At 46.1% G+C, this 14,642-nt stretch carries 13 protein-coding genes; 5 read left to right on the forward strand and 8 right to left on the reverse strand.

The features are described 5' to 3' along the window. Position 1: 1 nt before the first annotated feature. The 8 genes from LRY47_RS06930 to hslV form a co-directional block, all read right to left on the reverse strand. Positions 2 to 1,429 (reverse strand): hypothetical protein, encoded by a 1,428-nt coding sequence (locus LRY47_RS06930; RefSeq protein ID WP_295223674.1) that lies wholly within the window; start codon positions 1,427 to 1,429, stop codon positions 2 to 4. Then, positions 1,392 to 2,255 (reverse strand): UDP-N-acetylmuramate dehydrogenase, encoded by an 864-nt coding sequence (gene murB, locus LRY47_RS06935; RefSeq protein WP_295223675.1) that lies wholly within the window; start codon positions 2,253 to 2,255, stop codon positions 1,392 to 1,394. Before murB ends, LRY47_RS06930 begins: the two co-directional genes overlap by 38 nt. After that, positions 2,252 to 3,043: an S-methyl-5'-thioinosine phosphorylase gene (locus LRY47_RS06940; RefSeq protein WP_295223676.1), complete on the reverse strand. Its 792-nt coding sequence runs from the start codon at positions 3,041 to 3,043 to the stop codon at positions 2,252 to 2,254. Before LRY47_RS06940 ends, murB begins: the two co-directional genes overlap by 4 nt. After that, positions 3,040 to 3,690 (reverse strand): ABC transporter ATP-binding protein, encoded by a 651-nt coding sequence (locus LRY47_RS06945; protein ID WP_295223677.1) that lies wholly within the window; start codon positions 3,688 to 3,690, stop codon positions 3,040 to 3,042. Before LRY47_RS06945 ends, LRY47_RS06940 begins: the two co-directional genes overlap by 4 nt. Before the next feature lie 325 nt (positions 3,691 to 4,015). Then, positions 4,016 to 5,338, reverse strand: a complete 1,323-nt coding sequence (locus tag LRY47_RS06950; RefSeq protein ID WP_295223678.1) for a hypothetical protein — start codon at positions 5,336 to 5,338, stop codon at positions 4,016 to 4,018. Positions 5,339 to 5,738: 400 nt separating this feature from the next. Further along, positions 5,739 to 7,343, reverse strand: a complete 1,605-nt coding sequence (locus tag LRY47_RS06955) for a VCBS repeat-containing protein (RefSeq protein ID WP_295223680.1) — start codon at positions 7,341 to 7,343, stop codon at positions 5,739 to 5,741. A 22-nt stretch (positions 7,344 to 7,365) separates the two neighbouring features. Then, positions 7,366 to 8,685: an ATP-dependent protease ATPase subunit HslU gene (gene hslU, locus LRY47_RS06960; protein WP_295223681.1), complete on the reverse strand. Its 1,320-nt coding sequence runs from the start codon at positions 8,683 to 8,685 to the stop codon at positions 7,366 to 7,368. Continuing rightward, a complete protein-coding gene (gene hslV, locus LRY47_RS06965; RefSeq protein ID WP_295223682.1) occupies positions 8,685 to 9,215 on the reverse strand; it encodes an ATP-dependent protease subunit HslV in 531 nt (176 codons plus the stop codon). Before hslV ends, hslU begins: the two co-directional genes overlap by 1 nt. 86 nt (positions 9,216 to 9,301) lie before the next feature. Between hslV and LRY47_RS06970 the strand changes: the two genes are divergently transcribed. The 5 genes from LRY47_RS06970 (at position 9,302) to argF (ending at position 14,610) form a co-directional block, all read left to right on the forward strand. Then, positions 9,302 to 9,931 (forward strand): lysophospholipid acyltransferase family protein, encoded by a 630-nt coding sequence (locus LRY47_RS06970; RefSeq protein WP_295223683.1) that lies wholly within the window; start codon positions 9,302 to 9,304, stop codon positions 9,929 to 9,931. After that, positions 9,906 to 11,129, forward strand: coding sequence for a glycosyltransferase N-terminal domain-containing protein (locus tag LRY47_RS06975; protein ID WP_295223684.1), 1,224 nt, complete (start codon positions 9,906 to 9,908; stop codon positions 11,127 to 11,129). Before LRY47_RS06970 ends, LRY47_RS06975 begins: the two co-directional genes overlap by 26 nt. Next, positions 11,113 to 11,988 carry a lysophospholipid acyltransferase family protein gene (locus LRY47_RS06980; protein WP_295223685.1) on the forward strand — a complete coding sequence of 292 codons (876 nt, stop codon included), beginning with the start codon at positions 11,113 to 11,115 and terminating at the stop codon, positions 11,986 to 11,988. Before LRY47_RS06975 ends, LRY47_RS06980 begins: the two co-directional genes overlap by 17 nt. A gap of 527 nt (positions 11,989 to 12,515) precedes the next feature. Continuing rightward, positions 12,516 to 13,685 carry an aspartate aminotransferase family protein gene (locus LRY47_RS06985; RefSeq protein ID WP_295223686.1) on the forward strand — a complete coding sequence of 390 codons (1,170 nt, stop codon included), beginning with the start codon at positions 12,516 to 12,518 and terminating at the stop codon, positions 13,683 to 13,685. 1 nt (position 13,686) lies between these two features. After that, entirely contained in the window at positions 13,687 to 14,610 is a 924-nt protein-coding gene (gene argF, locus LRY47_RS06990; RefSeq protein ID WP_295223687.1) for an ornithine carbamoyltransferase, read from the forward strand. Positions 14,611 to 14,642: the final 32 nt, after the last annotated feature.

Here is a 14,642-nt window from a genome sequence, read left to right on the forward strand (position 1 = left end):
GTTACTGTTTCTCGAAATAGTAATAGATGTCCTGACCGATTATCCTTTTCAGCATAACAGCCTTAACAGAGCGGTTGACTGGTTTCGCGAACTCATAGATGACCTTTCCGCCTGCTGCCTTTACAGCGCCCTCTTTCAGCGTGAACACATAATCGCATGATTCCGGATTTGCAGAAGGAACCGATTCCACACCGTCAGCCGTAAAATATTTTATTTTCAGATCAAGGTCGAGAAAATAGCCTCTGCCATCTTTGACACATACCTGGTTCTGCGCTGGCGAGCCAATCAGAACCGACTGTCTGTAAACCTTTTCAGAATCAACAAATGACAGGACACCCTCTTTTTTCAGAAACAGCATTCCCTCTGAATAAAGTCCGGAATCGCCTGACGAAGCCGCTTTCTCAGCAGTGTTTATATCCGTTATGTATCCGTCGCAATATATTTTCCCGCTGCGTTTCAGGAAAAAGCACCCGTCTTTACCCTGTGCCTCTCCGGCCTGCTTTATTGTCCCGTTTGCTAAATCCGCCTGCAGCATGAGCAGTTTGTTCTCTTTTGTATAGATGTAAATATCGTTACCGACATATTTGATATCCTTGATATTATAGTTTCCGGGTGAAAGCGCGTTGAACCTTCCGTCGTGCATATTCATCAGTGCCAGCTTGCCTGTGTCAGTTGCAAAAAGCATATGCGTGGTGCCAAGCGCACCATATATCACAGTGCCAACAAAATCGCCCTCGTTGTAAGTTTTCGTCTGCAGCCTGTCGGAAAAGATATAATGCTTTGGAGTAAACTCAAGCAGTCCTGACTGATTTAGAAAGTAGCCCTTGTTCTCTCCGGTGAACTCACGCACAATGCCGCACTGCCGGATGTCGGCTATTGCAGCCTCTTTTTCCCCTGATAAAAGAGCAAGCTCCCCACTGAGCTGCACTGAATTGAACTTTCCGCTGAAATTGATCTGTACGCATTTTGCAAAATTGGTTTCAAGCCTGTCTTTTTTCAGTATGACCAGAATACCGTTTTCGTAATCGAAATCCACTGCATCCTGAGCTATGGTGAGCACTGTGGGTTCTTTTGAATATTTATACACTGACGCCAGCGCAATGTCCGATTCCGGCATGGCAAGCTCGAAGGCGGCAGGTTCGTCCGGCTTCGTTATGCCGTTGCGGATTGACATTGAGACCAGATTCTGCTGCTGTGTTTCTCCGGCGGGTGCCGCCGCAGTCTGCTGAACGGGTGTGTCCACTGTCGCACATGCCGAGCACAGAACAAGCATCACAGCCGACGCTGAAAACCTGAGCAGCCGGAAAATGGGATGTTTTTTCGGATTTTTGAGCGCAGGATATACCTTGTTCGCAAGTTCAAGTTTCTCCTGCTGTGTAAGTTCCGCGTTCTTAATCTTCAAAGCCAATGAACCTGACCTCTTTTTCAAGCCTGACTCCTGTCTGTTTCTCAACAGTGTCCTGCACATGCTTTATAAGCCTGTATATGTCGTCTGCGGTTGCTTCGCCTGTGTTCAGTATGAAGTTTGCGTGTTTCTCCGCAACCTGCGCACCGCCAATTCTGTATCCTTTCAGCCCGCACTTTTCTATGAGGGTTCCGGCATAATTGCCCTCAGGTCTCTTAAAGACCGATCCGCATGAAGGAAGATGCAGAGGCTGTTTCTCAGTTCTCTTTACCAGTATTTCAGCACGTTTGTTTTTCAGTTCTTCTGCATCGGCTTTTTTCAGCCCGAACATGGCGCCGAGAACTATACCATGAAGCCCGTCAGCCTTTCTGTATCCGAATCCGGCTTCCGCGTTTGAAACCCTGTATACTCTGCCGTCAAAGTCCATCATGTCAACGTAAACGGCAATGTCTTTTATCTCTGTGGAAAATGCTCCGGCGTTCATCTTAACTGCACCGCCGACACATCCGGGAATCCCCGACATGTCCTCCATGCCGCCCAGCCCTCTTTTGCAGACTTCCGCCGCAAGTTCATCAATACTGACTCCGGCACCGGCATATACTTCAACACCGTTTATCACCATGTGACAGTTAAGTCCCGTGGTGTCTATCACCAGTCCCTTAACGCCTTTGTCGCTTATCAGCACGTTGTATCCGCCGCCAAGAACCGTTATCTCAAGTTTTTTCTTTGCGGCAAAGTCAAGCGCCATGGCAAGGTCGCCGTTTGTCTGCACCGCAGCATAAAATTCAGCCGCACCGCCTGTTCTGTAACTGCAATGATCTTTTAAAACAACACCGGTCTGTATCGTCATTTGCTTATCTTTGTACCTTCAAGTGCGTTAATGCATCCGCAGGTGCGATTGTCTGTGTAGCTTGCAGGCAGATTTCTCATCAGTCTTTTGAGCTTTTCGCCTGCTTTTCCCATTTCTGCCACCACTTCGTCAGATGTCAGCTTTTGCGAGGTAGTGCCTGCCGCAAAATTTGTTATTACACTGATATTCGTATAGCAGATCTCTTTCTCTCTGGCGAGTGAGCATTCCGGAAATAGTGTCATCCCCACAAGGTCAGCACCCAACCTGTCAAAAGCGCGTATCTCAGCCGCTGTTTCAAGTCTGGGTCCGTTGGTGCAGATGTATGTACCTGTTCTGCACACAGGAACGTTTGCACGCTCCGCCGCATCGAACATTATCCTGCGGAGGTCTATGCAGAAAGGTTCCGTGAAATCTATGTGGTGTACGTTATTCTCTTCAAAATATGTGTGCCCACGACCGTTAGTCAGGTCTATTGCGTTGTCAGGGATTATTATATCCCCCGGTCTGTAATCTTTGTTTATACCGCCCGTCGCCGTAAAGCTGAAAATAGCTTTAACGCCGATCTGCGCGAATCCGTCGATATTCGCTCTGTAATTTACCAGATGTGGCGGGTATGAATGATTTCTGCCATGCCTGTTCAGAAAATAAAGTTCGAGGTCACCGTATTTGAAAAATCTGTAGTTGTCCGAGGGGTCACCGTATTCAGTAGACACTTTAACTTCTTCAATAAATTCAAAACCTTCGATCTCATAAAGTCCGCTTCCGCCGATTATGCCGATCTTTGTCATGCCTTCTCCATTTTCACAATACGGTCGCACGATTTTGCAATTTCGTCATCGTGAGTGACTATTAATACAGTAATACCATCATTTTTCAGAGAATCAAACATTGATAACACTTCTTCGCTGTTTTTTTTATCCAGACTGCCCGTCGGTTCGTCCGCCAGTATCATCGAAGGTCTGTTCATCAACGCTCTTGCCAGTGCAGTTCTCTGCTGTTCGCCGCCTGAAAGCTGTGAAGGGAAATGTATTTCTCGGTCAGAAAGCCCGAAACGGGCGAGAAGAGATTTCGCATATTCTCTGTTTTCCGCTGTATCTTCACCAGCTATCATAGCCGGCATCATAACGTTTTCAAGTGCCGTAAAATCATCCAGAAGATAATGAAACTGGAACACGAAACCTACCTCACGGTTGCGATATCTGTCCAGTTCTTTACCCTTTTTATCGAATATATTTTCATTCTTAAAGTTGATTATTCCGCTGTCAGCAGAATCAAGTCCGCCGATTATCTGCAATAGGGTGGATTTTCCGGCACCGGACTGCCCGACGATAGCAACACGCTCACCTTGTTCTACTGTCATGTTAAAGTCAGTCAGAACATGAATAGAGGATTCACCCATACCAAATGTTTTGTTAAGATTGATTATTTCAAGCATGGCTCAAGATAGCATAACGATTGAGATACGTCACTTTGTTTCATTGTCACAACTACTACTTTTTGGCGTTTCAGTCATGGTTTGAACATGTTTCTTACACATAAATTCCACATATTCAAGAAATATTGAACAGTATCTCAAAACATAACCGGCAGTAGCAAAGTAAGATGTTCTCAAAAAAGGTACTAATCTGAATAAGGATTGCGTTGCAATTTTATATTGCACAATTCAGTGCGCTTCTAAAAATTTTGCTGTACAGGTGCAAGTTGGTCAAAAAAAAGGCTCACCGCATTGGTGAGCCTTTCTATCTAAATCACGTAGGTGATTAGAAGTTGATTGCAAGACCGTTTTTAACGAGGATGATTCCATCGGGATCATCAACGCCATCAACGTCAAGGTCTACTTTAGCGTAGCCAGCAAGTACATAGTAGCTAAGGTCTTTAGTTATAGCGTAAGTTGCCATTCCATCAAGTTCCCATGCTGTAGCATCTTCAAGGTATTTGTTTGCGCCAGAATCGCTTTTCCAGTTAGATTTAGCATATGCGTATTTAGCCATAACGTTAAGTTTGTCGTTAACGTCATAAGTTGCGTACAGAGCAGTTGTCCAGAAACCAGTCATACCGATACCGTTTTTGTCGCCGAGTGCAAGTTCATCGTCAAGGATGAAAGTAACGTCAAAGTCGTCTCCGAAAGAGTAACCTTGAGTTTCGTCATCGCTTGAAACTGATGCGTAAGCAGTCAGAGCACCAACAGTTGCAGAGCCAAGGTTGTAGTTAGCGTTCAGATAGAAGCCGTATACATCATAGTCTTTGTTGTTGCCAGTACCTTCGTCAGCAAGAGAAGTAGATTTAAGTTGGTATTCAGCTTCTACAGTGAGGGCTCCGAATTTACCGCCGGCAGCAAGGTCGAAATCGATAGTTTTGCTGTCGCCAGAACCTTCATAGTCGCCGTTCTTGGTGCCTGATGATTTGATATCATAGTCAAGTTTAGGAGCAACCATGATACCGCCGAAAGTACCTTTGTAACCGATAGAGTACTTGTCTGCATCGTCATCTTCGCTATCTTTTTTGTTGATGTCGCTGGATTCAGCAGATTTCTGTGTATAAACAGAAAGTTTACCATAAGGAACATCAAAAGTAGCTTTGATACGCATGTTACCTTCAGCGTTGTCACCGAAAGCATATCCCCATGTACCTGAGTTCATAAGACCTGCTTCAAGAAGAATACCGCCGAAGTTGTGACCAAGCCATGCTCTCTGCAGTTCAAAGTTGTCGCCACCAAGACCGTTCTTTGCATAATCTCCGTCTTGAGAGTTAGGACTTCCGTTAGCATATTTGTCATCGACAAATTCGATCATTGATTTGAAGAATGTGTCTTTGTCAGTTTGAACGTTCATCCAAAGATCGAAAGTTTGTTTGTACCAGCTTGCACTTACAGCATCGTCAGAAGCAACAGGAGCACCGTTTTGGTATTCTTGAGTAGGAGTACCAGTGCCGTAGCCAGTGTAAACATGTTCTGAAAGTCCGTTAAGGTTGTAGTTATCGGTATATCTACCGTTAACTTCATAAGAACCGCTGAATTTAATATCAGCTGCGAAAGCTGTAGCTGCGAAAGCTACCATCATGAGAGCCACTAAAAGTTTCCTCATATCATTTCCTCCTGTAGGTTTTACTTTAAAGGTCTTTGGTAACCTTTTGTTCTCTTAGCCTGCGGGATTACCGCTACTATATAATCGTTTTTATGTTACCATGCATATTTCAGCCTGTCAACATCAAAACAACTTTTTTTATACTTTAACCAGCACATAGTTAACCGGAAATGCGTGCTCTGTCAACTGTCGAAACATCCGCGAAAGCTCTTTTTAAACCCAAATCGATTTAAACGCAAGTCAAAAAAATGTGCGTTTTTTGTCAATAACTTCCGCACATTAGATACATATTGCATTAACTATTGGCGTAAACGGGAAATAAGCCGTTAAACTGTCAAACATCCGAACTGTTTTTACACAATCGCCTATATCTATATAAACTTTAGAAAAATGCTTTTTCCTATTTTGTTTCTATATATATCAGTTCCGACTTGTCTCCGCTGAACAAACCGTCCGAAAAATTCCTGAGCATAAACAGGTAGGTTCTGCCGAACTCCTCGTACATGAAATAGTCCACTATGACAGGCTGGAAGACATCTGAGGTCCATACCTGACGAAGTCTTTTACCGTCCCATCCGAATACTGTAAAGTATGATGAACCGTATGCTTTCATCCTGTTCAGCATCTTATATTTTTCGGAGTTTTTCACAACGTATATATTACCGTCGGAGTTAACAAAGACCCTTCCTTTGATATATTTTTTATTTTTCTCCGTTGTGAAGGGGTCGTCTTCTTCCGTTGTCTTGAACTGCTCCAGTTTCTCAAGTTCCATGGTGAAAGAATAAGGGGTCTGTCCGAATTCCTCCACAGAAGTGTATTTTTTTACGGTACCGTTATAAACATCTATTTTGTAATCTTCATTGATATTGAAGACCTCGTCTGTTCCGTCACCGTCGATGTCAGCATATCCGAAGCCGTATACATTGACACCTCTGGCTGGTGAAACAACCTGACCACGTTCATATTTTCCGTCGCGCCATACAAGTTCCTGAACGTTGCCGAGATAGGTTCCGTCCTGACCGATGCGTTGTGCAACTATCTTTTTGATACCTTTCACATATACAGTACGCAGGATATAGGGGATGTTGTCCTCAACCTCTTTGAATTTCTTACCGTCAAACTCAAAAGCTTTTGTTTTGACATACTGGTCGTCGACAACTGTAACGACGAAAATCTCCTCAACACCATTACCGTTCAGATCTGCAACCTCAACGTGCTGGATATCTTTAAGCTTGGCATCTATTGAGCCCGCGGGTTTGAAACCTTTGCCGTCGAATGTATAAAAATCAACAGCCTTCTCCGTTGCAGTCACTATATATATTTTGTCGTCATTTTTAATGTGTCCGACAGCCATACTTTTGTATGCTTTGTCAATAGGGGCTCCTGTGACTATATCCTTTGCGGCATTCATACTCTGACCTTCCTGAGTATCAACATCTGAAAAGTATTTTGAGTAGATGACCGCTTTGTTCACTGAATCCGTTATCTTATACTCGATACCGCCCTCTTCTCTCTGGGTGAAGGTGATGCCAAGCCTTGCTTTGTCTTTTACAACAATGTTGTTAGCCTTGCTTAAGTCCTCACGAAGGAGCACATCCAGACGTTTGGGCATGTCCTCTATATTAACAGTAACGTCAACGGGAGGCGTCACTATTGCAAGATCACCTTTCTGGGGTGCTCTCTGCTGAACGGTCATAACACCTGTTGAGAATTTATCCTGAACGTCGGTGATCTTAAGGTCGCCGACATACAGTTTTTTGTTGCCGAGCACTTCACCGGTTATGGGGTGAATAATGGGTTCGTTCTCTCTGTATACTTTGAGGGTCATGCCGTTATAAACACCCTTGTCTCTGCCGAGGTCGGTGTAAATGGTGCCCTCTTCGGAGTTGACAACGTATCCGGTCATTTTTGCAAACATCACATCTATGTCGCTGACCAGTTTTTCAAATCTGGCAAAAGCCGCCAGAGGAACCATCAGAACCAGAATAAATATCAGTTTCTTCATTAATCTATACCTCGGTTATTCTTTACAGCACATATCTGCTGAGGTCTCTGTCTTTAACGATCTCCGCAAGATGTCCGTCAACGTATGCCGCATCCACGGTAACGTCCTTATTATCTATCTCCGGAGCTTCGTATGAAACTTCCTCAAGCAGTTTTTCAACTATTGTATGCAGTCTTCTTGCGCCGATATTCTCCAGCGAGCGGTTAAGCTCGTCTGCCATCTGCGCGATGCGTTCGATGCCGTCGTCGGTGAACCTGACCTCAACACCGTCAGCGCCGAGAAGCGAGCTGTACTGTTTTGTGAGGCTGTTCTGGGGTTCTTTCAGTATGCGGATGAAATCTTCAGTTGTCAGAGGCTCAAGCTCAACCCTGATGGGGAAACGTCCCTGAAGTTCGGGGATAAGGTCTGTGGGTTTCGCGGTGTGGAAAGCACCAGCCGCGATGAAAAGAATATGGTCTGTGCGCACCATGCCGTATTTAGTGTTCACATTTGAACCTTCGACAATGGGCAGAAGGTCGCGCTGCACTCCTTCGCGGGAGATGTCGCCGCCCTTTGCGCCTGCTGATGCGGATGCGCATATCTTGTCTATCTCATCCAGAAAGATTATGCCGCTCTGCTGCACTCTCTGTCTGGCAACGTCTTTAACGTCGTCCATATCTATAAGGCGTGCCGATTCCTGCATTTCAAGTATGCCGCGCGCCTCGCTTATCTTCATTTTTCTTTTGCGTTTTTTTGCGGGGAAGATGTTTTTCATCATATCGGATATGCCGGAGGTCATGTCCTCCATGCCGATGTTAGTGAACACCTCAACGTTGGGAGCCGCGTCTTCTACGTCCACTTCAACCGTGCGGTCTTCAAGTTCGCCGTCGCGCAGTTTAGTGCGGAATTTTTCGCGAGTTCCGGTTTCCTGCTCTGCGAATCCGGTTGTTGGCGGAATGAGCAGATCGAGAAGTCTCTCCTCTGCATTCAGCTTTGCCTTGTCCATAACGGAAGTTTTTTTCTCATCGCGCACCATGCCGACAGCTATTTCCATCAGGTCGCGAACCATGCTTTCAACATCGCGTCCGACGTATCCCACCTCGGTGTATTTACTCGCTTCAACTTTTATAAAAGGTGATTTTGCCAGCTTTGCCAGCCTGCGCGCCACTTCCGTCTTTCCGACGCCCGTGGGTCCGATTAGAATTATGTTTTTCGGTGCTATTTCTTCCTGAATTGCTTTGGGAAGCTGCATCCTTCTGTATCTGTTTCTGAGAGCGATGGCGACTGCTTTTTTTGCATTATGCTGTCCCACCACATATTTATCGAGTTCTTCAACTATCTTTTTGGGGGTATAGTCTTCCACTAGATCTCCTCAATGGTCAGGTTGTCGTTCGTATATATGCAGATATCCGCAGCTATACGCAGTGCCTTTTCGACAATCTGCAATGCGGAAAGTTCGGTATTTTCAGTGAGTGCTGTCGCTGCCGCCTGTGCATAGGGTCCGCCGGAACCTATAGCCGCAACTCCTTTCTGCGGTTCGACAACATCGCCGTTGCCTGTGATTATGTATAGTTCCTTTCCGTCGGCGACCACCATCATTGCTTCCAGCCTGCGCAGATATCTGTCGGTGCGCCAGTCTTTTGCAAGCTCAACAGCCGCGCGCAAAAGCTGTCCTCCGTGCTGTTCAAGTTTCGCCTCGAACCGCTCCATAAGGGTGAATGCGTCCGCAGTTGACCCTGCAAAACCGCAGAGAACCTTATTGTTATAAACTTTTCTGACCTTCTTTGCATTGTGCTTAAGCACAGTGTTTCCGAATGTCACCTGTCCATCCGCGCCAATGGCGGTTTTTCCGTCTTTTTTTACCGCTACAACGGTTGTGCCTCTGATTTCCATAACAGGGTTTTTACCATTTCCCACTGAACGGGCGCAACAGAAAAATTGTGTTTGCATCGCCGTCTGCATTAATATATTGTGCGGGTATGATAAAAGTATTCATTGTCAAAACACTTGTTAAAATATATCTCTCCACTTTCCGCTATCGACTCAAAGGTTTTGAAGACTTTGAAAAACTGGCTGAAACAAAGCGGATAGTCTTCCTGTTATGGCACAACCAGCTTATGGGTATTGTGGGTTTCCGCAATAAAAAGCATCCGTTTGTCACCATGATATCCAAAAGCAAGGACGGCGATCTCTTCGCCCCTGTTGTGGAAGCGATGGGCAAAAACAAGGTAGTGCGCGCATCATCTTCAAAAGGTGCGGCTTCCGGTACTCTGGAAATGCTCGACCTTATGAACAAAGGCTGGCACGGGGCAATGGCGGCGGACGGCCCGAAAGGCCCCAAATATCAGGTGAAAACGGGCGGTCTGTATCTTGCCAAAAAGGCAGACTGTATCCTTGTCCCCCTGCTGATGGACTGCAAAAGGTTCTGGCGCACGCGGAGCTGGGATAATTTCCTGATACCCAAACCGTTTTCCCGCATAACGCTTATATTTTCTGAACCCATATACGTTTCTGACTCTCTGAACAAAGAGACCACTGCCGCGGAACTTTCCGACGTGCAGAAAAAAATGATGGAAGCAACGAGTGCTGATTGTAAAAATATTTTATAACATAATACTTTTCGTCCTTATTCCTTTTCTGATGCCGATAGGCTATCTTATGGCTTTGAAAAAAAAGGAGGACGGAGACTTCTTCGAGCGTCTGGGGTTTGTCACCTTCCCCGAACCGCCTTCAAAAAGCATCTGGTTCCACTGCGCAAGCGTGGGCGAGGTGCGCAGCCTAAAACTCATCACAGATATGATAAAGTCGGATTTCCCTGACCTTAATATTATAGTAAGCACCACCACAGCCACAGGAAAACAGGAGGCACAGCGTCTCATAACGCCTTATCACGCTTTTCTGCTTCCTATTGAGAACTCGCTGGCAGTGGCGCACATAATTCATTACATGAACGTCAGAGCGCTTATAATCATAGACACGGAACTCTGGTTCAACCTGATAAACTCCGCGGCAAAACACACAAAACTGTTCATGCTGAACGCCAGAATGTCCGACCGCAGCTCAAAGAGCTACGTCCGCTTCCGATTCGTATTCGCACCGCTCCTCAGTAAATTTCAGACAATCTATACGAAAAGCGCAGATGACACCGAAAGGTTCGCCGCCGTGACAGGCAATAAGAAAAACATAGAGACACTGGGCAATATAAAATTTCAGACGCGCAAGCCGAAGCCCGAACCGAAGGAATATGCGTACCTCAACGGACATAAGATATTCTCCGCAGCAAGCACACACAAAGGCGAAGAGGAAATCATTATCGAAGCCTTTAAAAAGAGCGGATACGGCGGTAAACTCGTTATAGCACCCAGACACATGAACCGTGTCGGCGATGTTGTACTCCTAGCAGAAAAGGCGGGACTGACCGTCAGCAGACTGACAGAACAAAATCACGACACGCAGGTCATAGTTTCAGACAAATTCGGAACGCTGGACGAGCTTTACGCTATGTCCGACAGAATATTCGTCGGCGGCTCACTGGACAATACAGGCGGACACAATATTTACGAGGCAGTGATGTTTGAAAAACAGGTCTGCGTGGGTTCCAATATGGCAAATTTCAGAGAAATTTTTATAACGGCATCAAAATATAATGCTGCCGTAACAGTCAGCAGCGCGGACGATATCGCCAGATACATAACGGCACCGCTGACAGAAGCCGACTTCAATGGCTTTTTCAGTGAAATGGACGCACAGCAGGAAGGCATAATGACAAAGATAAAAGAGGCGGTGGCAGATGTATCCGCTGGCTAGACTTCTCTTCGCACTGTCGTCTCTGCTGTCATTCAAAGCACTGCGCCGCACAGGAATGGCACTAGGCACGTTTTATTATCATGTCAGCCCGTCCCGCAGAAAGGTCGCAGAAAAAAACGCGGAAATTATCGGCGTGAAAGATCCGAAGACGGTTGCGAAAAGCTCGTTCAGACACAGCTTCGCAACATTCGCCGAATCAATGTACAACCACAGGATAAAACCGGATATGGCTGACGAAATAGATGTCGAATATGTCGGCGGCGCATCTATCAACACAACCAAGAGCTATTTTCTCATCAGTGCCCACATAGGGTGCTGGGAGCTTTCCGCTATTTTCTTCACAATCCTGTTCGATACAAAATGCGGAGTGATCGGACGGAAGATGAAAGACAGCAGAATAAACGATTTCCTTGTAAGACAAAGAGAAAACGACCGTCTCATCCACATCGGTCACAGATACGTTGCGGAGATGGTGCCTGAACTGCTTGAAAAGGGTATTAACGTCGGCTCCCTGCTGGATCATTCCGCTGTGCAGAAAGACAGTATCTTCGTCCCCTTTTTCGGACTTAACACAACCTTCATTAAAGGAATTCCCATGCTCTCCGTACGCAGAAACACGGACATTCAGCCCGTTTTCCTGATACGCACTAAAAAGTCATACAAGATGGTGATATATCCGAGAATATCCCCGGACATGAGCCTTAAACCGAAGGAGCGCATTTACGACGTTGCGCGCAGGGTAAACGGTGTCTACGAGGATATCATCAGAAAATATCCCGACCAGTGGTATCTGCTCCATAAAAGATTTAAAAAGATAATGGACGAAAACGGAAACGTTACGGACACTTTTTACAAATAAAAGCCGCCCCTTAGGGCGGCTAAAAAAACAATTATTACTGAATTAAAACACTTCCGTATCTGCACAACACTTTACGTTATCTCTTCTTTCCGAAAGTCAGATATACCGCAAGACACACACCTGCAGAAATGCAGGCAAACAAAAGCACCATTAAAGGCGACATAGTGGATATCATGCATAGCTCCTCGCCGCCGGAAAATACCGGACGGCTTCAAAAGAAATAATTGAGACACAAGTTTTTATATTTAATTATATCACTAAAATTTAAAATATTGTTATTTTTATACAGACACACTTGACAAACGGGAAAAATCCTTGAATTACCATTGCAAATGTGCTTTTAATAGAGTTTTCCCGAACAGCGTTCGGCTAAGTGATCTTCAGCCTCATAATTAATGAGACTGCTTCGGGACAAGCCCTCGCAGAGACACATTTTCGTCTTCGCGAGGAGCACTAGCAACGCGGCGATCTCACTATTGCGCTGATACGCCGGACAATGTTCAGAACTCATCTTTTAGGAGTAAAAAATGTCCGCAATTTTTCAGAACTACGCACGGTATCCTCTGACATTCGTCAAAGGCGAAGGAGCAAGGCTTACCGAGGCAGACGGCAGATCATTTCTGGATTTCGGGTGCGGAATTTCCGTGGTGAACCTCGGACACTGCCACCCGCATGTAACAAAAGCCATTCAAAAACAGGCAGAGACGCTGATACACACGTCGAACCTGTATCACAACCCTATTCAGGAACAGCTCGCGGACAGGCTGAACCGATGTGGTTTCGGTGGCGATGTTTTCTTCTGCAACTCAGGCGCCGAGGCAAACGAAGCGGCGCTTAAAATAGCAAGGATATACGGCAATAAAAAGTACGAAGGAAAGAGAAACAGAGTAATAACCCTGCAAAACTCGTTCCACGGCAGAACCTACATGACCCTTTCCGCCACAGGACAGGAAAAGGTTAAAAAAGGCTTCGAGCCTACAATGGACTGCTTTGTCCACATCAAACAAAACGACTTCGGCGAGTTTCTCAGCGAGGTCAAAAAGGGCGACGTGGCGGCTGTCATGCTTGAGCTTATACAGGGCGAAGGCGGTCTGGAACTAATTTCCAGAGACTTCCTTGTGGAGGTTTCAGAGTACTGCGCGAAATACGACATCCTGCTCATTCTCGACGAGATACAGACAGGGTTCGGACGCACAGGCGATATCTTCGCGTATAAGCATTTCGGCATCACGCCGGACATCATAACAATGGCGAAGGGCATCGCAAACGGTATCCCTATGGGCGCTGTTATGGCGAAACATGAAATTGCGGAATACCTTTCCGCAGGCACACACGGAAGCACCTTCGGCGGCGGCTACCTTGCATGTGCCGCGGCGATGGCTGTTCTTGATGTTATGACGGAAAAAGGCTTCATGCAGGACGTACGCGAAAAAGGCGACTATTTTCTCGGCAAACTGAACGAAATATTCTACCAGACCGAGGTGACCGTTCACGGACTCGCCCTTATGTCAGGCATAAAGGTTCCCGGCAGACAGAAGGAATTCATTGAAAAATGCATGAACAACGGACTTATCGTCATTCCGGCAGGAAACGACGTAATAAGGATATATCCGCCCCTTACGATAACATACGAAGAGCTTGACGAAGGTCTTGCCCTCATTAAGAAATCTGCGTCCGAAATGGGTATAGGTGAATGATATGAAAAGAGATTTTTTAACACTGAGAGACTGGAGCGCAGAAGACCTTAAAGAGATGATACAGACCGCGATCAGACTGAAAGCGGAAAACAGAAACAACGTACGCCATCACCATCTGGAAGGCAAAAAACTGGCGATGATCTTTGAAAAACCCTCAACAAGGACAAGGGTCTCCTTTGAAACCGGCATGTACGAGCTGGGCGGCTATCCGCTTTACCTCAGCTCAAACGATATACAGCTCGGCAGAGGAGAAACCATCAAAGATACCGCACGCACTCTTTCCAGATACGTCGACGGCATCATGATAAGAACCAAGGGACACGAGATAATCGAAGAACTGGCAGAATATGCATCAGTTCCCGTTATCAACGGTCTCACGGACGACTTCCACCCCTGTCAGGTGATGGCAGACCTCCAGACCATCTATGAATACAAACATTCATACGATGTCAAAGTAGCGTTTATCGGTGACGGGAACAACATGGCTCAGTCATGGCTTTACGGTGCGGCAAAATTCGGCATAGATATCAGCGTGGCATCTCCCGAAGGCTACGAATGTAAAAAGCACGTTTATGACGAAGCGAGGAAGACAGCGGAAACCACCGGTGCTAAAATAGAACTGGTGCGCGATCCCTACGACGCCGTTAAAGGTGCGGACTTCATCTACACCGACGTGTGGGCAAGCATGGGACAGGAAGCCGAAAAAGAAGCGCGCAAAAAGATATTCAAAGACTATCAGGTCAACGCGGCTCTTATGGCTGCGACAGGAAAAGAGACTCTGTTCATGCACTGTCTGCCCGCGTACAGAGGGCTTGAGGTGACAGAGGACGTTCTTGAAGGGAAAAGCTCTATAATCTGGGATGAGGCGGAGAACAGACTCCATGCCCAGAAAGCCGTCATGCTCAAGGTGATGGGAGACAAGTAAATACAGACTGCCGCACCTGCGGCAATCTAAGG

Source organism: Seleniivibrio sp., assembly GCF_021209385.1.
GTDB lineage: Bacteria > Chrysiogenota > Deferribacteres > Deferribacterales > Geovibrionaceae > Seleniivibrio.